The 24,810-nt window shown below is 45.9% G+C and carries 20 protein-coding genes and 2 tRNA genes; 11 read left to right on the forward strand and 11 right to left on the reverse strand.

Going from position 1 to position 24,810, the window contains the following annotated elements:
* Window positions 1-13 precede the first annotated feature (13 nt).
* Both DCO17_RS04485 and DCO17_RS04490 read right to left on the reverse strand, forming a co-directional pair.
* Complete coding sequence (locus tag DCO17_RS04485; RefSeq protein WP_173955593.1) at window positions 14-427, reverse strand: surface-adhesin E family protein; 414 nt, start codon at window positions 425-427, stop codon at window positions 14-16.
* An 86-nt stretch (window positions 428-513) separates the two neighbouring features.
* Entirely contained in the window at window positions 514-2,973 is a 2,460-nt protein-coding gene (locus DCO17_RS04490; RefSeq protein WP_173955594.1) for a penicillin acylase family protein, read from the reverse strand.
* A gap of 135 nt (window positions 2,974-3,108) precedes the next feature.
* On the opposite strand from DCO17_RS04490, the gene DCO17_RS04495 reads away from it, so the two are divergent.
* Window positions 3,109-3,196, forward strand: a tRNA-Leu gene (locus tag DCO17_RS04495).
* Between the two features lie 25 nt (window positions 3,197-3,221).
* The gene (locus tag DCO17_RS04500; RefSeq protein WP_254598816.1) at window positions 3,222-3,695 is read left to right on the forward strand and encodes a hypothetical protein; all 474 of its coding nucleotides are present in this window, start codon (window positions 3,222-3,224) and stop codon (window positions 3,693-3,695) included.
* Window positions 3,696-3,730: 35 nt separating this feature from the next.
* Here the strand turns inward: DCO17_RS04500 and DCO17_RS04505 are convergent, their stop codons facing one another.
* From DCO17_RS04505 to DCO17_RS04525, 5 genes are read right to left on the reverse strand one after another with little or no spacing between them, the layout of a single operon-like run.
* Complete coding sequence (locus DCO17_RS04505; protein WP_173955595.1) at window positions 3,731-4,144, reverse strand: ExbD/TolR family protein; 414 nt, start codon at window positions 4,142-4,144, stop codon at window positions 3,731-3,733.
* Between the two features lie 2 nt (window positions 4,145-4,146).
* A complete protein-coding gene (locus DCO17_RS04510) occupies window positions 4,147-4,839 on the reverse strand; it encodes a MotA/TolQ/ExbB proton channel family protein (RefSeq protein WP_173955596.1) in 693 nt (230 codons plus the stop codon).
* Window positions 4,840-4,844: 5 nt separating this feature from the next.
* The gene (locus DCO17_RS04515; RefSeq protein ID WP_173955597.1) at window positions 4,845-5,525 is read right to left on the reverse strand and encodes an energy transducer TonB; all 681 of its coding nucleotides are present in this window, start codon (window positions 5,523-5,525) and stop codon (window positions 4,845-4,847) included.
* Window positions 5,522-6,346 carry a glutamate racemase gene (gene murI, locus DCO17_RS04520; RefSeq protein ID WP_173955598.1) on the reverse strand — a complete coding sequence of 275 codons (825 nt, stop codon included), beginning with the start codon at window positions 6,344-6,346 and terminating at the stop codon, window positions 5,522-5,524. The genes DCO17_RS04515 and murI overlap by 4 nt, the downstream gene beginning before the upstream one ends.
* Window positions 6,347-6,393: 47 nt before the next feature.
* Window positions 6,394-7,917 (reverse strand): fumarate hydratase, encoded by a 1,524-nt coding sequence (locus DCO17_RS04525; protein ID WP_173955599.1) that lies wholly within the window; start codon window positions 7,915-7,917, stop codon window positions 6,394-6,396.
* Between the two features lie 175 nt (window positions 7,918-8,092).
* Between DCO17_RS04525 and acs the strand changes: the two genes are divergently transcribed.
* The 4 genes from acs (at window position 8,093) to DCO17_RS04545 (ending at window position 12,410) form a co-directional block, all read left to right on the forward strand.
* Window positions 8,093-10,066: an acetate--CoA ligase gene (gene acs, locus DCO17_RS04530; RefSeq protein WP_173955600.1), complete on the forward strand. Its 1,974-nt coding sequence runs from the start codon at window positions 8,093-8,095 to the stop codon at window positions 10,064-10,066.
* Between the two features lie 59 nt (window positions 10,067-10,125).
* Window positions 10,126-10,216 (forward strand) — tRNA-Ser (locus DCO17_RS04535).
* Window positions 10,217-10,332: 116 nt separating this feature from the next.
* A complete protein-coding gene (locus tag DCO17_RS04540) occupies window positions 10,333-12,048 on the forward strand; it encodes an amidohydrolase (RefSeq protein ID WP_173955601.1) in 1,716 nt (571 codons plus the stop codon).
* A 56-nt stretch (window positions 12,049-12,104) separates the two neighbouring features.
* Window positions 12,105-12,410 (forward strand): YciI family protein, encoded by a 306-nt coding sequence (locus tag DCO17_RS04545; RefSeq protein ID WP_173955602.1) that lies wholly within the window; start codon window positions 12,105-12,107, stop codon window positions 12,408-12,410.
* 83 nt (window positions 12,411-12,493) lie between these two features.
* On the opposite strand, the gene DCO17_RS04550 is transcribed toward DCO17_RS04545, so the two are convergent.
* Window positions 12,494-13,084, reverse strand: coding sequence for a 3-keto-disaccharide hydrolase (locus tag DCO17_RS04550; protein ID WP_173955603.1), 591 nt, complete (start codon window positions 13,082-13,084; stop codon window positions 12,494-12,496).
* Window positions 13,085-13,171: 87 nt separating this feature from the next.
* Between DCO17_RS04550 and DCO17_RS04555 the strand changes: the two genes are divergently transcribed.
* The 4 genes from DCO17_RS04555 (at window position 13,172) to fdhF (ending at window position 20,751) form a co-directional block, all read left to right on the forward strand.
* Window positions 13,172-15,613 (forward strand): DUF748 domain-containing protein, encoded by a 2,442-nt coding sequence (locus tag DCO17_RS04555; protein ID WP_173955604.1) that lies wholly within the window; start codon window positions 13,172-13,174, stop codon window positions 15,611-15,613.
* Window positions 15,614-15,622: 9 nt separating this feature from the next.
* Complete coding sequence (locus tag DCO17_RS04560) at window positions 15,623-15,859, forward strand: hypothetical protein (RefSeq protein WP_173955605.1); 237 nt, start codon at window positions 15,623-15,625, stop codon at window positions 15,857-15,859.
* A 174-nt stretch (window positions 15,860-16,033) separates the two neighbouring features.
* Window positions 16,034-17,836 carry an NAD(P)H-dependent oxidoreductase subunit E gene (locus DCO17_RS04565; RefSeq protein ID WP_173955606.1) on the forward strand — a complete coding sequence of 601 codons (1,803 nt, stop codon included), beginning with the start codon at window positions 16,034-16,036 and terminating at the stop codon, window positions 17,834-17,836.
* A 20-nt stretch (window positions 17,837-17,856) separates the two neighbouring features.
* Window positions 17,857-20,751 carry a formate dehydrogenase subunit alpha gene (gene fdhF, locus DCO17_RS04570; RefSeq protein ID WP_173955607.1) on the forward strand — a complete coding sequence of 965 codons (2,895 nt, stop codon included), beginning with the start codon at window positions 17,857-17,859 and terminating at the stop codon, window positions 20,749-20,751.
* Between the two features lie 9 nt (window positions 20,752-20,760).
* Here fdhF and DCO17_RS04575 read toward each other — a convergent pair whose 3' ends face one another.
* The gene (locus DCO17_RS04575; RefSeq protein ID WP_217425446.1) at window positions 20,761-21,090 is read right to left on the reverse strand and encodes a hypothetical protein; all 330 of its coding nucleotides are present in this window, start codon (window positions 21,088-21,090) and stop codon (window positions 20,761-20,763) included.
* Between DCO17_RS04575 and nadB the strand changes: the two genes are divergently transcribed.
* Window positions 21,076-22,740 carry an L-aspartate oxidase gene (gene nadB, locus DCO17_RS04580; protein WP_173955609.1) on the forward strand — a complete coding sequence of 555 codons (1,665 nt, stop codon included), beginning with the start codon at window positions 21,076-21,078 and terminating at the stop codon, window positions 22,738-22,740. The genes DCO17_RS04575 and nadB overlap by 15 nt on opposite strands.
* An 8-nt stretch (window positions 22,741-22,748) precedes the next feature.
* On the opposite strand, the gene nadC is transcribed toward nadB, so the two are convergent.
* Both nadC and nadA read right to left on the reverse strand, forming a co-directional pair.
* Complete coding sequence (gene nadC, locus DCO17_RS04585; RefSeq protein WP_173955610.1) at window positions 22,749-23,606, reverse strand: carboxylating nicotinate-nucleotide diphosphorylase; 858 nt, start codon at window positions 23,604-23,606, stop codon at window positions 22,749-22,751.
* Window positions 23,607-23,655: 49 nt separating this feature from the next.
* Complete coding sequence (nadA, locus tag DCO17_RS04590) at window positions 23,656-24,783, reverse strand: quinolinate synthase NadA (protein ID WP_173955611.1); 1,128 nt, start codon at window positions 24,781-24,783, stop codon at window positions 23,656-23,658.
* Between the last annotated feature and the right edge of the window lie 27 nt (window positions 24,784-24,810).

Consider the following 24,810-nt stretch of genomic DNA (forward strand, 5'->3'; position numbering starts at 1 on the left):
GATCAAGCTTGTATTACTTCGCTATTTTGCAAACAGAATTAAATACACCTGCAGTCCAGCTTTCGCTTACTACGGGCTCGTATTTGCTATCAGGGGTGTTGCTCTCCGTGACTACTTTTCCAGAACCCTTGTTTCCAGAAAACTCTTTATAAGCAATAGGGCGGTAACTTACCGATGGGCAATCGTATTCGTTTAGGCCAATGATGGAGCTAACGGGTTCTTTATTTGTTGGGTTAGTGCCCGGCTTCTTAAAGTCCAGCATGGAAATAATTTGCGTTTTCTCGCCTTGTGTTTGTACGGTATCCAAGTCAACATACACCGTCATGACAGTATTGGAGCCAAGTTCTTTCCATGCCGCATTAGCAGTTCCTTGTGTGGCAACAAAAAGCGCTGAAGCAGTCAACGTAGCAAGAGAAATCTTTTTCATGAAGTACCTTATTAATAAACGATGTAACTAAAGATTAAGCCTGAAGATTATTTTATACGGCTACAGCACCTTTGCCATATTAGAAGCTATTTATTGCTTAATTCTAGAGCGCGAGTCATCTTCTCGGGCTTCATTTGTAAGGGGAGGTATTCGTTTTTGACCCAGAGCGAACTCATATTGCGGTACCGAGGACTCTGGACCCAACCCGATTGACCGGCTTGGTAAATAAAGAGGGATTTTTCAAGATCCGATAAGTCATAAATCGTACGCAGACTGGGGGCTTGTAATGTTTCAAATGGATTTTGAGAATTATTGAGCTCGAGTCGACCCACATTGACTGAAAAGCTATCACCCGGAAATGGGGTGGTGATGTTAAAGAGCTTGCCAAGTACAGGAACCTTGCTTATGGGGCGATGCTCAGAGATGGCAATATGTGCCTTACCCCATGACCATGATTTTGGATCATTGCCATATTGGCTACTTAGGTACTCGAGAGCGCGATCAAACGCGATATTGGATGACTCGGCACAGGTTTCAATAGCGGGGGTGTTTGGTATATCACACCATGGGCTATTGGGATTCTGTAATACAGAAATTAGTGGAAAGCGAAAGTTGCGCGCACCATAGTTTTCATAAAATAAATAGCTTAGTCTAGAGAACACATTGCGCGTGAGTTGATCAGCCCAAGCATTAAAGATTAATGCGCTCGGACTATCAATGCTCATATTGCCATCAAAGTTTTTAGTGAGCTCAAGCACTTTTGCTCCCAGGGTATGTTTTGGCTGGGAAGACTTGAACAAGTCGAGAAGTGGGGTAGCGCCTAATGAGAGCGTATCGCCCTGCATCGTTTTTATGTATTTCGTGTCGTGAGTGCTTCGGTCTTTAATCATTTGCACGATACGCTCGTAGCGAGTTGGAACATCCCAGTCTGCGGTCAAAGGGTTTGGGTTGTTGGAAGCAATGATTGCTTGGTTTGCAGTTGCAATCCAGCCTTGCTCTGGATTATTGCTGGCTGGTAATTGATCAAAGGGTACGTAGCCATTCCAGTCGAACTGGTTATCCCATCCAGGAGCAGGAGCAATGCCGTAAAGTCCCTGATGAAGCGTCCGTTTTGGCGCAACCCCTGCGGCTTGATAGGAAATGTTTCCTTCCGTATCAGCCATAGCAACGTTTTGCATCGGCGCATAATTTTTATGCAGTGCCGCTTTAAATGAATCAAGGTCCTTAGCCCGATTCATTTCTAGCAGACCGGCAACGGATTGATTTTCATGATCTAAAGCAGTCCAGCGTAGGGCAAGTGCGTATCTATTGGTATCTATTGCGCGCTGTGCTTGAGCATAAGAATCTGAAATCACCGGACCATGGCGCGTCTCTTTAACAATGAATGTCAGCGGGGCCGCTCCCTTGATATCAATGATTTCTTGGCGAACGGTAAATGGCAGCATCCCATTTGGGCCGCGATACATGCTCGGATTGTTTGGATCTAATTGCTCTAGGTAAGTATCTTGAACATCTGGATTAGTGTTCGTAAAGCTCCATGCATATTTTTCAGTTCTGCCTAAAACCACCGCTGGAATGCCGGGTAGGGTGCCGCCGATAACGTTGAGCCCTGGTGCATCTAGGTGAGCGAAATACCAAATAGCTGGTGCAGATAATCCAAGATGCGGATCATTTGCCAACAATGGCTTGCCCGTATCAGTAAGCTTGCCGTTCAAAACCCAATTATTAGAGCCAATACCATCTTTGCCGCCAGGCAAGTCATTTGTACTTAGTTCAATAGAGGGCAGCTTCTTAGATTTATGATTTTCGGTTTTGGGGTTTGTATTAAATACGTTCAGCTCATGGTACAGCTTGGCAAAGTCCATATTGCTCACTAGTTCACCATGGGAATAGGGCAGGATTACCTCCCAAACTTGTTTTGTGGTGAGGTATTGCGAAAGCTCAAGTCGTTGTAATTCTTTTTGCCAATTACCGCCTAAGTCATAGGCCATCATCAGCATCCAGGCAACGCTGTCGGTGGGTGACCAGTGACCTGGTTTGGAGCCGGTTAAAAAATACTCCACTGGAAGTGCCCAGCCTAAACTGGCATTACCAGCATTAACGCCATCAGCATATGCTTGAAGTAATCTTTTTGCTGCTACGGGATATTTATCAAATTGTTTTTCTGCTGCGCGCTTCACCCCTAAAGTTCTAATGAAGCGATCTATTTTGACGGTATCGGGACCCAAAATTTCAGAAAGACGTCCGCTAGCAATGCGGCGATTCATCTCTAATTGCCAAGAGCGCTCTATTGCGTGAAGGTAGCCTAATGCAAATAGGGCATCAGTTTGGCTCTTGGCTTTGATATGGGGGATGTCGGTTTCATCAAAAGAAATGGTAACTGAATCCCCTAAGCTTTTAATCGTTCTTTTCCCAGAGGGGTTGGATTGGGCTGAATATAGATAAGCAATTACAACTGCCAGCACGATTAATACAGTACCCCCAGCAACCCAACGAAGCGGTCGCAAGAGTTTGTAAATGCCGGCCATCTTGCCCTGAGAATTCATATAAATATTTTAATCTTTTTGGCTGAATAGCCTGTTGGTCTCGAGCGATATAGCGTCCCCAAGGCGGTTTTTAGCTCACATGCTAAAATTCACCCTGTCTTGATTTACATAGCGCGGCAGTAATTGCCAGTGCGAGCCCGGGTGGTGAAATCGGTAGACACACAGGATTTAAAATCCTGCGACCTAAACAGTCGTGCCGGTTCGATTCCGGCCCCGGGCACCAAATTTCATTCCTCGTATTCATTTCTATGAATTTGTTCAAAATCCTTCTCTATCTTTGCTTGTATTCAATCTCTGCATCAGCATGGTCAATTGATGTAATGGAGTTTCATTGCTCAAGAAAAGAAAAGGATTTCACGGAAGAGTACGACATGAAAATTACTTTGGCATCAGGTAGTCAAAAAGCCAAGGTATATCTAGATGATCGTGATTTAGATCAGTCTGATGCTTATGGCAATCAAATGGTGAAGAGTGTCACTATGGCTCGTCCAAACATCCTGATTTTGATTGAGGCGAATTTCGAGCCTGAAAAAATAATGGATGTTGCTTATCCTGCCGGAACTGTAACAACACAAATCACGCTAGACCCAATTACTGGCAAGCTCAAAAAAGTAGAAAAAATTCAGGGGGGTATTTTGGGTGCCACGATTGGTAATGGCACACATGTGAGCGAAGAGAGTTGCGCGTTAACGAAGATGCCCTACAGAGTCACTAGTAAATAAGGTATCTCCTGGCATCACACCCAGCATCAGATGGCCTAGTTAGGTTCTGTCACAAACCCCAGCTTGGTAAGGCCTGCACGGCGTGATGCGGCAAGTACTTGCGCCACATACTCATACTTCACAGCCTTATCGGCACGTAAATTAATCTCAGGCTGCGGATCTTTTTGGGCTGCTTTTTCTGCATAGCCATCAAATGTCTTGAGATCAATCTGAGTGCTATTCCAAAAGATTTGGCCTTTGGCATCAATCGTCAGTTGCACTGACTCAGGCTTTACTTCATTGCGCACACTATTAGCTTTAGGTAATTCAACTTTCACAGCCTGTTGAATGACGGGAAGGGTGATGATAAAAATGATGAGAAGCACCAACATGACATCCACCATGGGTGTCATGTTGATTTCCGCCATGATGGCATCATCGTTTTGATCGTCTTGCAAATGAAACGCCATGCTTATTCTCCGGAGTTAACACGGGCGCCAGTTACAAAATAGGCTAACAAATCATTGCCAAAGCGATTGAGATCAGCCACAAACAATTTGTTCGCGCGATTAATGGCGTTAAAACCCAATACCGCAGGAATCGCTACAGCAAGCCCTAAGGCAGTCATGATCAAAGCTTCACCAATAGGGCCTGCAACTTGATCGATTTGGGCGCTACCAGAGCTGCTAATAGAAATCAGCGCATGGTAGATGCCCCACACAGTACCAAATAAGCCAATAAATGGGGCGGTTGCGCCTGTTGAGCCCAAGAAAGTCAGACCCTTTTGCAAGCTAGCAGCTACGCCATCAATGCTATTTTTAATGCTTCTTGCCATCCACTCTGAATAGTTGAGGGTTTGGAGTAATTCACGATGATTGCTTGATTGACCTTGGTGGTGCACTGAAGCGCTGCTCGCAGATTTGGCAATCTGATAGTAGGGGTTGCTAGATGGGGTACTAAAGGATTGTAAGCCTTGCTCAAATGAGTTTGCGTGCCAGAATTGATCAAGCTCAGGTTTGAGTTTGCGAAGATTGCGTAAGTCCCAAAGGCGGGTGAGCAAAATAACCCAGGTAATAATTGAGCATGCTAACAGTGCAATTGCTACAAAGCGGGTGATGCCGTCGCCTTCAAGCCAGAGATTCGCAATTCCAAAAGGTGTATTCATAGCGCTTAATTCTTAAGGTTAAATTTAATTAAAAGATTTGTTGAAATTCTTTGGGGTGAGCCATTGACTAAAAAAGGTTTAAAGCGATAACGCCGGCCGATATCGGTAGCGGCGCGATCGAGTCTAGGAAAGGAGCTTGATTGCAATATTGCAACATCTTCAACTTCACCTATCTCAGAAATAATTAAACGCACCACTACAGTTCCTTGTTCTCCAGATCTTTTGGAGAACGAAGGGTAATACGCATCAGCATCAGGCTGAAATACAACAATCAGTTTACCAATGTCTGTCTGAATGGGGGTACCGCTTGATCCGCCAGAAGTCGCTGGTGCTACAGCGGCGTTTTGTGTCTGACTTTGAGCTGATGATTCACTCTTTTGTGTAGGGGTATTTTGTGTCTGAGTGGGGGTCGATTTTTGAGGGGGCTTCTCTTCTACCGTTTTCTTCTTTGGCTCTTCTTTGGGCTTTGGAGGTGGCGCAGGTGGTTGCTGGCTTTTGCTTGAAGCAGTGTCTGGGCTGACTAGATTGGCCATTACGCGTTCATCATCCATCCGGGGTGGCTTGGTAGACAAATGTAAAAATTCCAGAGCTGGTAAAGCATGCAATAAAAGCACGATACCAATAATGATGCGTTCGCTTTTGGTGAATGGCAGACGCTCATCCACCTTTTGCCAAAATGCGCTCATGACACATTACCTAACAGTGCTGTGCTAACGCGATGATTCTTAAGATCGGTATGCATTAAATCTTGCGCCATCTTCAAAAGCGCTTGCTCATCTTTGCTACTAAAAAAATGCACGGCACCGTATTGCGAAGAAACGCTATTAGCAGAATCTGTTTGATTGAGCGCGAGCGCCTCTAATTGCCGCTTTAGTTGCTTTACTACCGCTTCACTAGTGTCGATCAGGGTAATTTTGTCGCCAAGCAGTTTGCGTATGGCTTTACGTAAAAATGGATAGTGAGTGCAGCCCAAGACAATCGTGTCAGAACCCGCTACCTGGATGGGTTCTAGATGCTTAGCAAGTAGCTCTAAAGTTTCTCCATCATTTGCTTTGCCTGCTTCGATCAGTGGCACTAGACCTGCACCAGCTTGCTTAATAAATTGACAATGATTTGGCAATGTAGAGAGCAGGGAATTGAATTTGTCGCTGTTTAAAGTCGCCTCAGTCGCTAATACGCCAACAATGCCATTTGCTGATTGCATAGCGGCAGGCTTAATGCCTGGCTCAACGCCCACAATGGCAATTGGGATTGCTGCACGAATATCTTTAATTGCTTCTGCAGTCGCAGTGTTGCAAGCAACTACGATGGCATCGCACCCAGCTTGCGCGAGATGTTTGCAAAGACTTAAGCTACGCTGCGCAATCCAATCAGGAGATTTTTCACCATAAGGCGCGTTCGCAGAATCGGCTAAATAGATATAGTCGTGTTGCGGCAGCTGGCGCAGCGCCTCATCCAAAATGGATAAGCCACCAACGCCAGAATCAAAAACGCCTATTAACGACAATTCAGTGTCAACTCAGTACCAAGTTAAAGCTAATTAACAAAAGTGAATTAAGCAATCTTGACAGGAATGCCGCCAATTTTTGCTTGCCATTCTTTTGGACCAGTTTCATGCATTGAGATGCCTTCTGAATTAACGGCAACTGTTACTGGCATATCTTTTACTTCAAACTCATAGATTGCTTCCATGCCGAGGTCGGCAAAGCCAACTACCTTAGAAGTCTGAATCGCCTTAGAAACAAGATAAGCAGCGCCACCAACTGCCATGAGGTAAGCGGACTTATGTTTCTTGATCGCTTCAATAGCAACTGGACCCCGTTCCGCTTTACCAATCATGGAAATCAAGCCAGTTTTAGCCAGCATCATTTCAGTGAACTTATCCATACGGGTGGAGGTGGTGGGGCCTGCTGGGCCAACAACTTCATCGCGTACGGGATCTACTGGGCCAACGTAATATATGACGCGGTTTTTAAAGCTCACTGGCAATTCTTCACCTTTAGCAAGCATGTCCTGAATACGTTTGTGCGCAGCATCGCGGCCAGTCAAGATTTTGCCGTTGAGCAGCAATGTTTCGCCTGGTTTCCAGCTCGCCACTTCTTCCGCAGTCAAAGCATCTAAATTGACGCGCTTAGATTTTTGAACATCTGGCGTCCAAGTGACATCTGGCCAATCTGATAAAGAAGGTGCCTGTAGTTTTGCAGGACCATCACCATGCAAATGGAAATGTACGTGACGTGTTGCTGCGCAGTTTGGAATCATTGCGACTGGCAATGAAGCAGCATGAGTTGGGTAATCCAAAATCTTAATATCAAGAACAGTCGCCAAACCACCCAAGCCTTGAGCGCCAATGCCGAGCTTGTTTACTTTGTCATAAATCTCTAAGCGCAATTCTTCCACGCGGTTCTTAGGACCACGCTCAATTAACTCCTGAATATCTACTGGACCCATCAAAGCTTCTTTAGCCATCAGCATGGCCTTCTCTGGTGTGCCGCCGATGCCAATGCCAAGAATACCGGGAGGGCACCAGCCTGCACCCATAGTTGGAACAGTCTTCAGCACCCAATCGACAATCGAGTCAGATGGGTTAAGCATCACCATCTTGGCTTTGTTTTCAGAGCCACCACCTTTTGCCGCACAAATGACTTCAACATCATCTCCTGGAACAATTTCATAGTGAACCACAGCAGGAGTGTTGTCACCCGAGTTCTTGCGTTTGCCTGCAGGGTCAGTTAATACAGAAGCACGTAACGTGTTGTCTGGGTTGAGGTAGGCGCGACGCACACCTTCATTCACCATTTCAGTAACGCTCATAGTGGCATCCGCCCATTGAACGTTCATACCAATCTTCAAAAAGACCACTGCAATACCGGTATCTTGGCAAAGCGGACGATGACCTTCAGCGCACATGCGGCTATTGGTCAAAATTTGCGCAATCGCATCTTTGGCCGCTTCACCTTTTTCTAAGGAGTAAGCCTTGCCCATGGCATCAATAAAGTCCTTAGGGTGGTAGTAGGAAATGAACTGGAATGCGTCTGCAACGCTTTGAATGAGGTCGTTTTGTTTAATCTGAGTCATGGTTTTAGGCTTATTTCCACATTAATAGTAAGGTTTGCCCTATTTTAAGGGTTTGCCATAGAGCAAATCCCAAGTGTTTTCACTTATCTTCATAAGTCTTGAGGGTCATAACCCGTCATTTTGCTGGTTTTTGGCAAAAAAAGAACATTGTTTATTAAATAGAGGGCAGTGAAGCATGGAACCATTAAAGCAAGAAAACCGCGTTTTTAACCCACCTGCAGACTTCGTTAAGGGTGCGGCTATTCCAGGCATGGATGCCTACAAAAAACTTTGCGCTGAAGCTGAAAAAGATTACGACGGTTTCTGGGGTCACCTCGCTAAAGAGAATATCTACTGGAAAAAGCCATTTACCAAAGTATTGGATGAGTCCAAAGCACCTTTTTATAAGTGGTTTGAAGATGGCACTACTAACGCTTCTTACAACTGTTTAGATCGCCAAGTTGAAGCTGGTCTAGGCGATAAGACAGCGATTATTTTTGAAGCCGACGATGGTACTGTAACTAAAGTTAGCTACAAAGAGATGCTTGAGCGTGTTTGCAAAATGGCCAACGCACTGCGCAAGATGGGCATTAAGTCTGGCGACACCGTCATTATTTATATGGCGATGACTATCGAAGGTATTGTGGCAATGCAAGCATGTGCTCGTATTGGTGCAATTCATTCTGTGGTGTTTGGTGGTTTCTCTGCGCAAGCATTGCGTGACCGCATCATCGACGTTGGTGCAGTTGCAGTGATTACTGCTGATGGTCAATATCGTGGCGGCAAATCATTGCCATTAAAAGCTATCTGTGACGAAGCGCTCTCTACAGGTGAATGTGGCAAGGTTAAACATGTAATCGTGAGCAAACGCACTGGTACTGCGATTGAGATGAAAGCGGGTCGTGACGTTTGGATGCAAGATATTGTGGCTAATGAAGCAGCAACTTGCGAGCCAGAGTGGGTAAGCGCTGAGCATCCACTCTTTATTTTGTATACATCTGGTTCTACTGGTAAGCCAAAGGGTGTGCAGCACTCAACTGGCGGCTATCTCTTGTGGGCAATTCTCACAATGAAGTGGACCTTTGATATCAAGCCAACCGACGTGTTCTGGTGTACAGCTGATATTGGTTGGGTAACAGGTCACTCATACATCACATACGGCCCACTCGCAGTAGGCGCTACCGAGATTGTGTTCGAAGGCGTGCCAACTTATCCAAATGCTGGTCGTTTCTGGGACATGATCCAAAAACACAAAGCAACGATTTTCTACACAGCACCAACAGCGATTCGTTCATTGATCAAAGCGTCAAGCAATGATCAAGCGGTGCATCCAAAGAGTTATGACTTATCTAGTTTGCGTCTCTTGGGTTCAGTAGGCGAACCAATTAATCCAGAAGCCTGGATGTGGTACTACGAAAATGTGGGTGGCTCACGTTGCCCAATCGCTGACACATTCTGGCAAACCGAAACTGGTGGCCACATGATTTCCCCATTGCCAGGCGCAACTCCAATGATTCCAGGTTCTTGCACATTGCCATTGCCAGGTATTCAGGCAGCGATCGTGGATGAGGCTGGTCACGATGTGCCAAACGGAAACGGCGGTATTTTGGTTGTTAAGCGCCCATGGCCATCCATGATTCGTACTATTTGGAATGACCCAGATCGTTTCGTGAAGTCTTACTTCCCTGAAGAGTTGGGTGGTAACCTTTACCTCGCTGGTGACGGCGCTATTCGTAACAAAGAAACTGGTTATTTCACCATTACTGGTCGTATCGATGACGTTCTAAACGTATCAGGTCACCGTATGGGTACGATGGAAATTGAATCTTGCTTAGTTGCAAACCCATTAGTTGCTGAAGCAGCAGTGGTTGGTCGTCCAGATGATTTAACCGGTGAAGCCATTTGCGTATTCGTGGTTCTCAAAGGTGGTCGTCCAACCGGCGAAGATGCTAAGAAGGTCGCAACTGAACTGCGCAACTGGGTAGGCAAAGAGATTGGTCCAATCGCTAAGCCAAAAGATGTTCGCTTTGGTGATAACTTGCCAAAAACGCGTTCAGGCAAGATCATGCGTCGTCTCTTACGTGTAATCGCGAAGGGCGAGGAAGTGACTCAAGACACATCCACTTTGGAAAACCCAGCAATCTTGGAGCAACTCAAAGAGTCCCTCTAAGCTGTATTTACTGGGATTTGGGGCAAAACCCTTTCGGCAATCGTATAATCATCGGTTCCGGAAGGGTGGATGAGCGGTTTAAGTCACACGCCTGGAAAGCGTGCGTAGGTTAATAGCCTACCGCGGGTTCGAATCCCGCCCCTTCCGCCAAACAATGCGAAACCACCTTCGGGTGGTTTTCTATTTTTAGTCCCCAACATTTAAATACTCGTTTAAATATCCGCTATGCTTTAAATATCTAAATCCATCACCCTAAGAGGCTTTGAATGAACCCATTTTTTCAAAGAGCATTGCTCTCAATTGGTCTTGTTGCTTGTTTGCAGTTTGCTAATGCGGCGCCCAATCAAGCGGCTGACACCATTTTTTATGGCGGACCTATTCTGACGGTCAATGCAAAAAATGAACAGGCTCAAGCCTTAGCCATTCAAAACGGCAAGATTGTGGCGGTTGGTGGCAAAGACTCAGTTGTAAAAAATTGGCAGGGCGCTAATACCAAGGTTGTCGATCTTCAGGGTCAAACGTTGATGCCTGGATTTGTGGAGCCACACATTCATATTGTGATGACGGCGATGACAGAAGTCCTTTGGCTCAATCTATCGAACTTCACACCTCAATACGACACCTTAGATACGCTTAGCCAAAAATTGAAGGAAAGATTAAAGACACTTCCAAAAGGTCAATGGTTAGGCGCTTTTGGTGTGGATCCATCTCGTACCCAACCCTTTATGGCTGAGTTGACTGCAGACGTTTTAGATAAAGTATCTACAGAGGTACCAATTGCAGTTATGAACCAGTCGGGCCACATTTTGTATGTGAACCACAAAGCACTTGAAGTGGCAGGCATTAACGATAAGACCCCAAATCCAGGTGATGGCGGCATTTATATGCGTGATGCTCAAGGCCGTTTGACGGGTGTGGTGGTAGAGCCGTCAGCAATTTTGTCTATCCTTAAGCATGCGCCTGCTCCCTCTGAGGCTGAGTTAGCTGCAGCTATGCAAAAAACCGCAAAGATGATTGCGTCAAAAGGTGTGACGACTTCCGCAGAAATCACCTTAGGTTTGATGTTGGGCTTAGATAACGAAGTAAAACTCTTTAATGCACTTGTTCATGCAAACGACTTTCCACTACGTGTCAGAGCATATCTATATGGCCCTTTGTTAGCTAATGGAACAAATAGCCTAAAGCCGAATGATGGCGACGATAAGTTGCGTTATGTGGGTGTGAAATTTGTTTCCGATGGATCTACGCAGGGTATTACTGCCGCCTTAAATGAATCCTATATTTATCCAAGGGGAACAAAGTTCCGAGGTAACTTAGATTACGCTGATGATCAAATTTATAAGATGACCAAGCCTATTTTTGACCAGGGCTGGCAGATTGCGACACATGCCAATGGTGATCGTACGATTGAGCAAACGCTTAATACCTATAGCAAGTTATTGGCTAACTCTCCTGATCCAAAGGCTCGTCGTTTGCGTATTGAGCATTTCACGATCAACACACCAGAGCAGGTTAAACGTGCAGTGAAGTTGGGCGTAATTCCTGGCTTTACGATTGGACACGTCGACTATTGGGGTGAGGCATTTCACGACAAGATCGTTGGCCCTGAGCGTGCCGACCGTATTGACCCATCTGGCTCATTCAAAAAGGAGGGCGGACGCTTTGCTTACCATAGCGACTCCCCAGTATCGAACGTAGGTCCTCTAAATTACATTTCTGAAGGCGCTGGTCGTCTGTGGCAAAAAGAGCCACGCAAAGTTTTGGGGCCTAATGAGCGCATTACTGTTGACGATGCGATTCGTGCGGTAACTATCAATGCTGCTTATGAAATGTTCTCTGACGATAAGGTTGGCAGTCTTGAGGTGGGTAAGCAAGCCGACCTAGTTGTATTGTCAGCAAATCCTAAAAAGACTCCTGTCGATCAGATCCGCAACATCCAAGTTAAGGAAACTTGGATTGATGGTAAAAAGCAAGCTTGGTGATTGGTAATAAAGAAAACAATAGAACAAGCAATAGACCAAACAATTAAGGAATAAATATGATTTTTGCAATTTTGCTAATGGATCGACCTGGTACGGCTGATTTGCGTGTGCAAGTTCGACCAGAGCATCGCGCTTATTTGGCCCAACAGGCAGAGCGCATGGCTTTTGCTGGCCCACTCACTTCTGAAGATGGAAAAACTGTTACAGGAAGTCTCTTGGCAATGGATTTCCCGAGCAGGGCTGCGGTAGATGAGTGGTTAAGTAATGAGCCTTTTACCAAGGCGGGTGTTTACGAGAAACCTGTTATCCATGTATTTAATAATATGTGGGCACAAAAGGTAGGGTTCCCGCCGGCGGCATAAATACAGTTAATGCCGATATCTAAAAACTAAGCCACCAAATCGGTGGCTTAGTTTATTCGTGCGCACTTAAAAGTTAATCAAAACTAAATCGGTTTAATTTGTAGCTTTCTGAACTTCACGACGCCACCTGCTGACTGAAGAGCAATAACGCCTTCTGCAAAGCGGCTATCTTGGCCATCGCCTACGGTCACTACGCCATTGAGACTCACCTTGAAGTGAGATCCATTGGCTACGATTTCCATGGTATTCCAACGACCACCTGCTTTGTGGATGGGATTTACCTTAGCAACATCCACAATAGCTCCGGTTGCATAGGCTTGTTCAGGACGTGTATCCCAAATATTGACTTCATACCCATTAGCAGCGGTAATTTTGTTTGGATCTTGGCAGCGAATAAAGATGCCGCTATTGGTCTCAGACTCTGCCCAAAACTCTGCTTTGATAATGAAGTTTTTGTAGGATTTTGTGCTCACTAAAAATCCCATGGGTTTATTGCCCTCAATAATTCCATTGCCGATAACCCAGTTGGCATTACCCACAATATTCCATCCGCTGAGGCTAACACCGTCAATGAGATCTACAAAACCATCTTGATTTTGAGCATTGGCAAGATTGCTCAAGCACATGTGCATACACAGACACAAGAGTGCAGCGAACTTAAGGATAAATTTCATAATGTCTCCAGGGTTGTTTAGTTATATTTGGTACATATTCTGTGATAATTTTCATTGTTACTGACATTGCCTGATAAAGACAAGTAGATGCTTTCCCTGAATAAATCCAAAATTTACCGCTGGAGTCGCAGGATAGCGGGGGGCTTGCTTGTATTAACGATTATTTTTTGGGCTGCATGCCATGCATTTGTGCCTAGCCTATTAAAAAAGACCGTAGCTGAATACGGCCAAAAAATTGGCTATGAAATCACCTATCAAGATCTAAGCCTGTCTCCCTTACGCTTGCGCATGACCTTAGAAGGTTTGCGCTTAGCAGAAGAGGGTGGCGACCAGTTATTGGACCTCAAGAAACTAACTATTGACCTTAAGTGGACAAAGCTTATTTTGGGGGAGGTGGGCTTAGATGCGGTTTTACTAGACGAGCCCAAATTGCTAGTTGAGAAAAAACCGAACATCAAAGGTAAGACTGCTAATCTTTGGAACTGGCAAAAACTATTTGGTGCGATTGAGAAAAGTCTTTCACCCAAAGATGACGCAAAAGAAAATGCAAAGCAAGTGGCGCCACTGAAAATCTCGGTAGATCAGTTTGAGGTGAGCGGAGCATCTCTGCGTCTGGTAGATGCATCGACCAAGTTGAAAGAAGAGTTAAAGCCCTTTTCGATCAAATTATTGGATGTTGCTAACTATGACCAAAAAGGTCTTGTCTCTGGTGTCCGTGGCCAATATGACTTTAATCTGGGCTCGTTACAACTGGCTATTCCAGGTCTTAATAAGACCATTGCGTTTAATCATGTTGCCATAGGGGGAAGCTTAAGCAACCCAAGCCCCAATCTTCTGGGTGCGCAACTTGATCTTAAATTAGACGAGGGAAAAATCTTATCCCACTGGGATTTGAATACTGCATCCAAATTATTCGAGGGCAAGGTCAAACTCGAAAACCTAAAAGCTGGTCCATGGATTGCATTGCTTCCGGCCAATAAAGAGTTAATGGCTAAGAGTGGCGAAATCAATGCAGAGTTATTGATCAAGCTGAGCAGTCAATCAAATAGCATTTCTGGAAGCGCTCAACTTAATAAAGTGTCCGTGCTTGAGAAAGGCGAAAAGACGCCTTTGATTGATTGGGATCTTGCAGACATTCGTCAGTTTGAATATAAGACTGTTGGCGCCGGCCCTAAACCGGCGACTAATTTAGTGATTGATGAAGTTGTGCTGGAGCACCCAATACTTCGTTTTGAAATCAATGCCCAAGGTTTGTCTAATTTTCGGCGTTTATTTTCCAAAGCGGCCGAAGAAGATTCGGTTGGCAGTCAAGCTACTCAGAGCGCCCCAGAGAGTAAAAAAGGCGCGTTTGGTTTAGATATTCGGTCTGTCAACCTGAAGTCTGGCGAAGTATTTTTTGCAGACATGGCAATGAAGCCAAATTTCCATGTTGATGTTAAGAAATTTAATGCGAGCTTTATTGGCGTTAGTAATACACCCGGTCGATTTGCTTCGGTTGCAATGGAAGGGGTGGTTGCGAACTCAGGCAGTATGCGCGCCAAAGGACAAACTTCCTTTGATGACCCCCGTCGCAATCATGACATTTTCATGAGTTTCAAAAATTTGCCGCTGACGACATTTAATCCTGCTGTAATGACCTATGCTGGTTATCAAATTACAGGTGGCAAACTCAATCTGAATCTGAGTTACCGTGCAAAAGATGGTCAATTAAATGGCAGCAATCAAATCATTATTAAGAACGTTCAGCTTGGCGATGAAGTAGAGGGCTTTCAGGGTAAAAAATTACCATTGGGTTTAGCTATTGCGCTCTTAGAAGATTCCGATGACATCATTGATGTAAGCGTGAAAATTGCTGGAGATGTGGATTCACCCGAATTTAGCGCTAGTGGTCTAGTGTGGCAGGCAATTGCTAATGTACTCACCAACGTGACCACTGCGCCCTTTAGGGCATTGGCTTCTATTTTGGGTATGGGCTCTGATGAGGGAGTTAATGCAGTGCCAGGTGAAGCAGTATTTTTGCCAGATGATCAAGAGCGCCTGGAAAAATTTGGTCAGTTCCTTGTTAAGAGGCCAAATAGCAATATGGAAATTATTGGCACTTATGATCTAGTACAAGACAAGCTAGCGATGGCAAGAGTAAAAGCAGATACTGCGATTTTGAAAGACGCTGGATTTAAGTTGCAAGCTGGTGAACCGGTGCCATCACCGAGTTTGTCAGATCCTAGAATTCAGTCGGGCTTGAAGGTGGCGTATGCGCAATACATTGGTCGCATTAAATTAGGCCAACGTTTATTAATGGTTCCTGATGGTGAGGCTCGTAACGAACAATTACACAATGAACTAATTGCTGGCATCGATGTCGCGGATGCCGAGTTAAAAACACTTGCCAAGACTCGTGCGCAGCTTGCCTTTGAAATAATGGTTAAAGAGAATCCAGGTCTAAAAGACCGCATCACTATTGGAGAGGTGAAAACGGTAGAGGCTGGCAAGAATGGGATTCCTCTCGATATGGAGCTCAGAATCAAGTAGACTTGAGTCATGAAATTATCAAAAATGCGCTTAACTTGGGTTCCTACTGTCTTTTTGGCTGCAGCTTTGACTGCTGGTTTAAGCGCCTGCGGCTCAGTAGAGCAGGCTGCCCAAGATGATTGCACCTCGATTGGCTGGCAAATCGGCAGCAAGGGCTACCAGGACTGCTACAAAGCGAGACTCTATGAGCGCAAACTCGACTATTCATTGCCGCTAGGCGACAAGCCTTCGCCATCTCTGCTCTAACTAGGGTTTACCCTTAAAATACGGCTGCAAATCTCCCTTGAGCTTAGTCAAGGACTTAGGGTGAGAAATAACCCAAAATCTGCTGTTAAATAGCAAAAATCCTCATTTTGGGGGATATGCACACGAGTACGAATTACAAAAACGCATTACATAAAAAGTTAGAGACTACAGACTATGAATCACCCAAAGCCTTCCAAAGAAGTCAACGCAGTCGCTGTTGCAACTGCAGATGATTTGCGGGAGACCATTCGTCGCAAAAGCAAATTAAAAGGTCGTCAAGCGGATGACGCGTCGATCGCTGAGGTGCGACAGTTAATTGGTAATGCGCCACATCGCCGTGATTTGTTAATTGAAAATCTACACAAGCTCAATGATGAGTACCGTGCATTGCATGATCGTCATTTAGTGGCGCTGGCAAAAGAAATGAATTTGCCAATGTCTGAGGTTTATGAAGTAGCCACTTTCTATCACCACTTTGAAGTGGTGCGTGGCAACGATCCAGTGGCTGATATCACTGTACGCGTATGTGATGGGGTTGCTTGCGAATTAGCTGGTGCGCAAAACCTATTAGCTAAGTTACCTTTTATCTTGGGCAATTCAAATGTAAAAGTGGTAGCAGCGCCATGCGTAGGTCGCTGTGAGCAGGCTCCGGTGGCCGTAGTACATCAATATCCAGTGATATTCGCTACTACCGACAAGGTAAAAGCAGCAGTCAACAACAAACTGACCACTCAGCCCTTGGCTAAAGATGATGCGGTATTTGAGCCAGCAGAATTGGCTCAAAAGGGCGTTTCACCACAGGGTGAGAATCAAGCGGTATCACCGGACTATGTCGGCTATGAGGCTTATCGCGCTAAAGGTGGTTACGCTTTAGCTAAAGAAATCGTTGAAGGCAAACGTGATGCTGAAAGCATCATCAAAGCTATGGAAAATTCTGGTCTACGCGGTTTAGGTGGAGCGGGCTTCCCAGCAGGTCGTAAGTGGCGCATTGTGAAAGATCAAGCGGCACCTAAGTTAATGGCAGTCAATATTGACGAAGGTGAACCAGGTACATTTAAAGACCGCACTTATCTTGAGCGTGATCCACACCGTTTCTTGGAAGGTTTGTTAATTGCCGCCAATGTAGTGGGAATTGATGCTTGTTACATCTACTTGCGCGATGAATATCACGGTTGCCGTGAATTGTTAGAGAAAGAATTAGCCAAGCTCAAAGCGAATCCACCATTTGCGATTCCGAATATTGAATTGCGCCGCGGTGCTGGTGCCTACATCTGCGGTGAAGAGTCCGCGATGATTGAAAGTATTGAGGGTAAGCGTGGTGAGCCACGTATGCGTCCTCCATACATTGCGCAGGTCGGATTGTTTGGTCGACCAACACTAGAGCACAACTTTGAGACCTTGTATTGGGTGCGCGATATTGTCCAGCGTGGTCCAGATTGGTTTAGCTCATACGGCCGTCATGACCGCAAGGGATTGCGTAGCTACAGCGTAAGCGGCCGAGTAAAAAATCCTGGTGTGAAATTAGCACCTGCTGGTATCACTATTCAGGAACTCATTGATGAATACTGTGGTGGTATGCAAGACGGTCATCAGTTTTATGGCTACTTGCCTGGTGGCGCATCAGGCGGCATCTTGCCAGCAACCATGAATGACATTCCGCTCGACTTCGATACTTTGCAACCTTATGGCTGCTTCATTGGTTCTGCTGCCGTGATGGTATTTAGTAATCAAGATAAAGCGCGCGATATGGCATTAAATGTCATGCACTTCTTTGAGCATGAGAGCTGCGGTCAATGCACACCATGCCGCGTAGGAACTGGTAAAGCCGCTAAGCTCATGCAAGCCAAGTCTTGGGATCAAGAAACGCTTGAAGATTTGGCGACCGTCATGGTTGATGCTTCGATCTGTGGCTTGGGTCAAGCAGCACCAAACCCCATTCGCTGTATTCATAAATATTTCCCACAAGAAATTGCATAAGAGGGGAGAACGAGACAAATATGAACGCACCAACTAACCCAAAAGAACTCGAATTACAAACCGTTGAATTCAAGTTAGACGGCAAGACGATTGTTTCCTATGAAGGCGAAACGATTCTCAAGGCAGCAAAACGTCATGGCATCGATATTCCTCATTTGTGCTTTAAAGACGGCTATCGTCCAGATGGTAACTGTCGTGCCTGCGTAGTTGAAATCAATGGTGAGCGTACCTTGGCGCCAAGCTGCTGCAGAAGCGCAACTCCAGGCATGGAAGTGAAAGCCAATAGTGAGCGTGCTCTCAAGAGTCAAAAACTCGTTTTGGAGATGCTTCTCTCTGATATGCCCGATGAAGGCTTTAAGTGGGTAGGTGACTCTAAAGAAGAAGAGAAAAAGTATCAACATGGCGAGCTCAGCACTTGGGCTGCGCGTATGGATGTGACTGTGCGCCCTGAACTCAAAGCCTTGCGCCGTGAAAAAGTCAGCAATGATCTTTCACATCCAGCGATGGCCGTGAACCTCGATGCATGTATTCAATGCAATCGTTGTGTACGCGCTTGCCGTGAAGAGCAGGTAAATGATGTGATTGGTTACGCTATGCGTGGTGCTCATAGCGAGATCGTATTTGACCTGAACGATCCAATGGGCGAGAGCACTTGCGTTGCTTGCGGTGAATGTGTGCAAGCTTGTCCTACCGGTGCATTAATGCCAAAAAGCCTCATTGGTTCACAAACCGTTGATCGCAAAGTGGATTCTGTATGTCCATTCTGCGGTATTGGTTGCCAGATCACTTACAACATTAAAGATGAAAAGATTGTGAGCGTAGAGGGTCGTGATGGCCCAGCGAACCATAATCGTTTATGCGTTAAGGGTCGCTTTGGTATGGATTACATCCATAATCCACAGCGCTTAACAAAGCCATTGATTCGTAAACCTGGCGTACCCAAGGATGAATCTCTCCTTGAGAAAAATCAAGATTGGTCCAATATCTTCCGTGAAGCAACCTGGGAAGAAGCGCTGGATTTTGCTGGTGGGAAGTTAAAAGAGCTTAAAGATAAACATGGCCTCAAGGTGTTGGCGGGCTTTGGCTCCGCCAAGGGCAGCAATGAAGAGGCTTACTTATTCCAAAAACTCGTTCGTACCGGATTTGGTAGCAATAACGTAGACCATTGCACACGTCTCTGCCATGCTTCCTCTGTTGCCGCGCTATTAGAGGGCGTGGGATCTGGTGCGGTAAGTAACCAAGTAAACGATGTTGAGCATTCCAGCCTGATTATGGTGATTGGCTCAAACCCAACCGCAAACCACCCGGTTGGAGCAACCTGGTTTAAGAATGCTGCTAAACGGGGCGCGAAGTTGGTTCTATGCGATCCACGTAAAACGGATATCGCTAAGCATGCTTGGCGCGTGATGCAATTTAAGCCTGACACTGACGTAGCAATGCTTAACGCGATGATCTACACGATCATTGAAGAAGGTTTAGTTGATAAAGATTTTATTGCGAACCGTGCAAATAACTTTGAAGCTCTAAAAGAAAACATCAAAGGCTATAGCCCAGAAGCGATGGCGCCAATCTGCGGTATCCCGGCTGAGACCTTGCGTGAAGTGGCTAGGGAATTTGCAACCACTAAATCAGCGATGATATTGTGGGGCATGGGCGTTAGCCAACACGTCCACGGCACGGATAATGCGCGTTGCTTAATTGCTTTGGTCAGCATTACCGGTCAAATTGGTAAACCTGGTTCAGGCTTGCATCCATTGCGCGGTCAAAATAACGTGCAGGGCGCTAGTGATGCTGGATTAATTCCGATGATGTTCCCGAACTATCAACGCGTTGATAACCCAGAAGCACATGCTTGGTTTGAGAAATTCTGGAATACACCACTGGATAAGAAACCTGGTTACACCGTGGTAGAAATCATGCACAAGATTACTGCGCCTGACAGTGACCCGGATAAGATTCGTGGCATGTATGTTGAGGGTGAGAACCCGGCAATGAGTGACCCTGATTTAAATCACGCACGTCACGCATTGGCATCCTTAGAACATTTAGTAGTGCAGGACATCTTCATGACCGAGACTGCCTTATTAGCAGACGTGGTGTTGCCTGCAAGCGCTTGGCCAGAGAAGGTGGGTACTGCAAGTAACACTGACCGAATGGTACAGATGGGTAGAAAAGCGGTTGAGCCTCCTGGCGATGCCAGGGCGGACTTGTGGATCATCCAAGAGATTGCTAAGCGTATGGGCTTGAACTGGAACTACCAAGGTCCTGACGCTGGTGTGGCAGAGGTATACGAAGAAATGCGTCAAGCAATGCACGGCGCTATCAAGGGAATTACATGGGACCGCCTAGAAAAACAATCTAGCGTGACTTATCCATGCTTATCTTTGGAAGACCCAGGTCGTCCAATCGTGTTTGATGATGCATTTGCGACTGCTGATGGCAAGGTTAAATTGGTTCCTGCCGACATCATTCCAGCAAATGAGCGTCCAGATGCTGAGTACCCATTTGTTCTGATCACTGGTCGTCAGCTGGAGCATTGGCATACCGGCAGTATGACGCGCCGCGCCACTGTGCTCGATGCGATTGAGCCGCTCGCTACCGTATCCATGAATGGTGAAGATATGACTCAACTTGGTGTATCTGCTGGTGATGTCATCACAGTTCAATCTCGTCGTGGTGAGGTAGGTATTCATGTGCGCAGAGATGATGGCACTCCAAGAGGATCTATCTTTATTCCATTTGCATACTATGAGGCAGCAGCAAATCTGATTACCAACCCAGCCTTAGATCCATTTGGCAAGATTCCGGAGTTTAAGTACTGTGCAGTCAAACTCACTAAAGGTGGTGAACCATCCAAGGTAGTGGGCTACGGCACCAATGCACCAAACGGACCAAAGTTGATGGTGAATGTTTAATTATTTGAATTAACAAAAATTCAAAATTGCATTGACTAAATAAACCCCATCGATTTGATGGGGTTTATTGCATTCTGGCTGGTTCATAATTAGGGTTATGGTTAAAAAACAGAGGCCTTCAATTGCTGAGAATTCAATGCCCATTGATTTTGAAGAGAGGGTTTCTAGAGCTTGTCTAGATAATCCTGATTTACCAAGGTCGTTTGTGAAGGATTTATTGCTTGCTTTAGATGAGCCCTCTTCTGCATCCACACCTTTTAAGCCTCGGACTCGAAAAGCTGGCATCAGGTAAATAAACGATTTGCCCCTTAAAATAAGTCTCTTATGGTCAGTTCTCAATCAATACACCAACAAGTTCAAGACACTCAAAATGAGTTGCCTGTACTTATTATCGGGGCGGGGCTTGCTGGTTTAACTGTTGCTTTGCATATGGCAGAGAGTCAACCTGTCATATTGATGGCTAAGCGTGGTCTAGGTGAAGCAGCAACTGCGTGGGCGCAAGGTGGCATTGTCGGTGTGGTGGATAAAGAGCATGACAGCATTGATGCTCACGTAGCGGACACCTTAAATGCAGGTGCTGGCTTGGTTGTGGAGTCCACAGCTCGCTATATCGCCGAAGAAAGTGCGCAGGCGATTGAATGGTTAGTTGAGCAGGGTGTGCCGTTTACTGAAGATAAATCCGGGCCAATGGGTTTGCATCTGACGCGCGAAGGCGGACACAGTCATCGTCGTATTGCGCACGCCGCAGATGCAACCGGCAAAGCAATTCATGAAGTCTTGCTAGATAAAGCAAGGGCGCATAAGAACATTCGGATTTTGGAGCATTGGATTGCCCTTGATCTCATTACCAATCGACATTTAGACGCGAAAACGCAGCGCACCAAACCGAATCGTTGTTATGGCGTGTATGCCTTAGATATTAAAAATAATTGCGTTGAAACGATTGCTGCTAAATCAGTGGTTCTGGCTACTGGTGGTGTTGGTAAGGTCTATCGCTATACCAGCAATCCTGACACTGCTACAGGTGATGGCATTGCTATGGCATGGCGTGCGGGTTGTCGTGTAGGCAATATGGAATTTATCCAATTTCACCCAACATGTTTGTATCACCCAAGTGATAGAACATTCCTGATTACAGAAGCGATGCGCGGTGAGGGTGGCCTATTAAAGCTGCCAGACGGTACACGCTTTATGCCAGAGCATGATGAGCGCAATGAACTGGCCCCGCGCGATATCGTAGCGCGCGCCATCGACTTTGAAATGAAAAAACATGGCTTAGATTACGTGCATCTGGATGCTACACATTTAGGCGAGGCATTTATTAAAGAACATTTCCCGATGATTTATGCACGTTGCTTAAGTCTCGGTTTAGATATTACTAAAGAGCCAATTCCCGTGGTTCCTGCTGCTCACTATACCTGTGGCGGAGTTGTCACAGACCTCAAAGGCCGTACCGATTTGCCAGGTCTTTATGCGGTTGGTGAGGCTACATATACTGGTTTGCATGGCGCCAATCGCCTAGCTAGCAACTCGCTATTAGAGTGCGTGGTGATTGGTAAAGCAGCTGCCCAAGATATTTCAGGATTAACAACACCATCAATGCCAAATCTTCCGTTGTGGGACGAGAGTCAGGTAGAAGATGCTGATGAGCAAGTAGTCATTGCGCACAACTGGGATGAATTACGCTCATTGATGTGGAACTACGTAGGTATCGTTCGCACCAATCGAAGATTAGAGCGCGCTTTGCATCGCATTAAGTTACTTCGTTATGAGGTGCAAGAGTATTACGCTAACTTTAAGGTAACGCGTGACCTTATTGAATTGCGCAACTTACTAGAGTGCGCCGAGTTGATTGTTAGATCTGCCCTTATGAGAAGAGAGAGCAGAGGCTTGCATTACAGCCGAGACTATCCGGGTACTTGGGCGGTGTCTTACCCAACTATTCTGACTCCGCAAGCTGAAGGTAGTGAAGCTTCTGCGGAAACTTAGCTTTACTATTAACCTAAAACTCGCATAGAGAAATCAACCGCAATTACATCCTTGGTGAGTTTGCCTAGGGAGATTCGATCAACGCCAGTCGCTGCAATTGCGCGCATTTGATCTAGATTGATGCCGCCAGAAGCCTCAAGTAAAGCTCGGCCAGCAGTAATAGCTACTGCATCTTTCATTTGATCTGTGGTGAAATTATCAATCAAAATACTCTTAGCACCAGCAGCAAGCGCTTCTTCTAGCTCTGCAAAGTTCTCCACCTCAATCTGAATATCAACGCCAGCATTAAGGGCTTGGGCATTCTTGAGCGCAGCAGTCACGCTGCCAGCCGCCGCAATGTGATTCTCTTTAATCAGGATGCCATGCCATAGCGCAAGACGTTGGTTTTGCCCGCCACCAATACGTACTGCATACTTCTGGGCTTGGCGTAAACCAGGAATAGTCTTGCGGGTATCCAGTACTGCGCATCCTTTGGAGTTGGGGCTAGCGCCTGCGATGGCATCGACGTGTTGACGGGTAATGCTGGCTGTCCAAGACAGGGTTTGTAGGAAGTTAATGCAGGTACGTTCAGCGGATAGCAGAGCTTGCGAGTCTGCGGCGATATCGCAGACCTTGGTATCGGCCTTCATGAGGTCGCCCTCAATGTAATGCCATGTCACTTTGGCATTGGGATCAAGCTTCTTGAGTGTGCCTTCGAACCAATCTACACCACACAACACCGCACCTTGCCGAACAATTAACTGCGCTTGCACCATTTTATTAGGAACAAGCTTGGCAGTCCAATCGCAGATGCCAATATCTTCCATTAAGGCATCATGAATATTGCGTTGACGTGCTTGCTCTAAAGTTTCGTTGAAATCAAACATGTATTTGAGATAAAAGGAGTATCAATAGACCACTAAAATAGTTAATAAATTATGCGGCGCCAATATTTTTGACAAAGCCGTGCTGTGCTTTAGCGAGTAGGTCAGGGTGATTGGCGGTGAAGTCGAGCATGCGCTCAATGCAGCCTAAGGCTTGAGTGCGGATTGGTTCATCAACAAAAATTTCACCAGAAGCATTTTCCAGGCAATCCAAAATGCCTTGCAAACCATTCATGGCCATCCATGGGCAATGGGCGCAACTCTTACAGGTAGCGCTATTGCCGGCAGTGGGTGCCTCAATCAATTTCTTATTGGGGGCTAACTGGCGCATGCGGTGCAAGATGCCTTTATCCGTTGCCACAATATATTCAGCAGCCGTGCCTTCAACGACTGCTTTAATCATGGCGGAGGTTGAGCCAACAACATCTGCTAGATCAACTACTGCTTGAGGTGATTCAGGGTGTACCAAAATCTGGGCATTGGGATGGGCTGCCTTGAGAATTTCCAATTCAGCTGCTTTGAATTCATCATGAACGATACAGGCGCCATTCCAAAGCAGCATATCAGCGCCAGTTTGTTCTTGGATATAGCGACCCAAGTGGCGATCCGGTGCCCACAGAATCTTTTTACCTTCAACTTTGAGTTGGTGAACAATTGCCAAAGCGCAAGAGCTCGTGACCATCCAATCAGCTTGAGCTTTAACAGCAGCCGAGGTGTTGGCATAAACAACTACCACGCGATCAGGATATTGTGCGCGAAATTTAGCAAAGTCATTTGTATCACAACCCAAATCAAGAGAGCAGGTGGCCTCAAGATCAGGCATGAAGATACGCTTCTCAGGACTGAGAATTTTGGCGGTCTCACCCATAAAGCGAACACCAGCAACTATTAAATTTTTGGCGGAATGATTTTTACCAAAGCGGGCCATTTCTAAAGAGTCGGCAACAAAGCCACCAGTTGCTAAGGCTAAATCTTGAATATCCCCATCTACATAGTAGTGAGCAACTAACGCAGCATCTTTCTCAATCAAGAGCTGCTTAATGCGTTCAATCACAGCTGCCTTTTCAGGGCCTGCTAAATGGGGGGGAACTTTGGCCCAGGCTTGGGCAGTGCAAGTTAGCCCAGCGGAGTCTTGCAGGGGGTAGTCAAAAGATATGGGGGTGCTAACAGTTGAGCTCATGCCAAATCATAATCCAATGGCTATTGA

Origin of the sequence: Polynucleobacter tropicus (assembly GCF_013307225.1) — a bacterium.
In the GTDB taxonomy this organism is placed as follows: domain Bacteria; phylum Pseudomonadota; class Gammaproteobacteria; order Burkholderiales; family Burkholderiaceae; genus Polynucleobacter; species Polynucleobacter tropicus.

Coding starts and splice junctions, on each gene's coding strand:
- DCO17_RS04485 (WP_173955593.1), bottom strand. CDS start 427: ATGAAAAAGATTTCTCTTGCTACGTTGACTGCTTCAGCGCTTTTTGTT.
- DCO17_RS04490 (WP_173955594.1), bottom strand. CDS start 2,973: ATGAATTCTCAGGGCAAGATGGCCGGCATTTACAAACTCTTGCGACCG.
- DCO17_RS04500 (WP_254598816.1), top strand. CDS start 3,222: ATGAATTTGTTCAAAATCCTTCTCTATCTTTGCTTGTATTCAATCTCT.
- DCO17_RS04505 (WP_173955595.1), bottom strand. CDS start 4,144: ATGGCGTTTCATTTGCAAGACGATCAAAACGATGATGCCATCATGGCG.
- DCO17_RS04510 (WP_173955596.1), bottom strand. CDS start 4,839: ATGAATACACCTTTTGGAATTGCGAATCTCTGGCTTGAAGGCGACGGC.
- DCO17_RS04515 (WP_173955597.1), bottom strand. CDS start 5,525: ATGAGCGCATTTTGGCAAAAGGTGGATGAGCGTCTGCCATTCACCAAA.
- DCO17_RS04525 (WP_173955599.1), bottom strand. CDS start 7,917: ATGACTCAGATTAAACAAAACGACCTCATTCAAAGCGTTGCAGACGCA.
- acs (WP_173955600.1), top strand. CDS start 8,093: ATGGAACCATTAAAGCAAGAAAACCGCGTTTTTAACCCACCTGCAGAC.
- DCO17_RS04540 (WP_173955601.1), top strand. CDS start 10,333: ATGAACCCATTTTTTCAAAGAGCATTGCTCTCAATTGGTCTTGTTGCT.
- DCO17_RS04545 (WP_173955602.1), top strand. CDS start 12,105: ATGATTTTTGCAATTTTGCTAATGGATCGACCTGGTACGGCTGATTTG.
- DCO17_RS04550 (WP_173955603.1), bottom strand. CDS start 13,084: ATGAAATTTATCCTTAAGTTCGCTGCACTCTTGTGTCTGTGTATGCAC.
- DCO17_RS04555 (WP_173955604.1), top strand. CDS start 13,172: ATGCTTTCCCTGAATAAATCCAAAATTTACCGCTGGAGTCGCAGGATA.
- DCO17_RS04560 (WP_173955605.1), top strand. CDS start 15,623: ATGAAATTATCAAAAATGCGCTTAACTTGGGTTCCTACTGTCTTTTTG.
- DCO17_RS04565 (WP_173955606.1), top strand. CDS start 16,034: ATGAATCACCCAAAGCCTTCCAAAGAAGTCAACGCAGTCGCTGTTGCA.
- fdhF (WP_173955607.1), top strand. CDS start 17,857: ATGAACGCACCAACTAACCCAAAAGAACTCGAATTACAAACCGTTGAA.
- nadB (WP_173955609.1), top strand. CDS start 21,076: ATGGTCAGTTCTCAATCAATACACCAACAAGTTCAAGACACTCAAAAT.
- nadC (WP_173955610.1), bottom strand. CDS start 23,606: ATGTTTGATTTCAACGAAACTTTAGAGCAAGCACGTCAACGCAATATT.
- nadA (WP_173955611.1), bottom strand. CDS start 24,783: ATGAGCTCAACTGTTAGCACCCCCATATCTTTTGACTACCCCCTGCAA.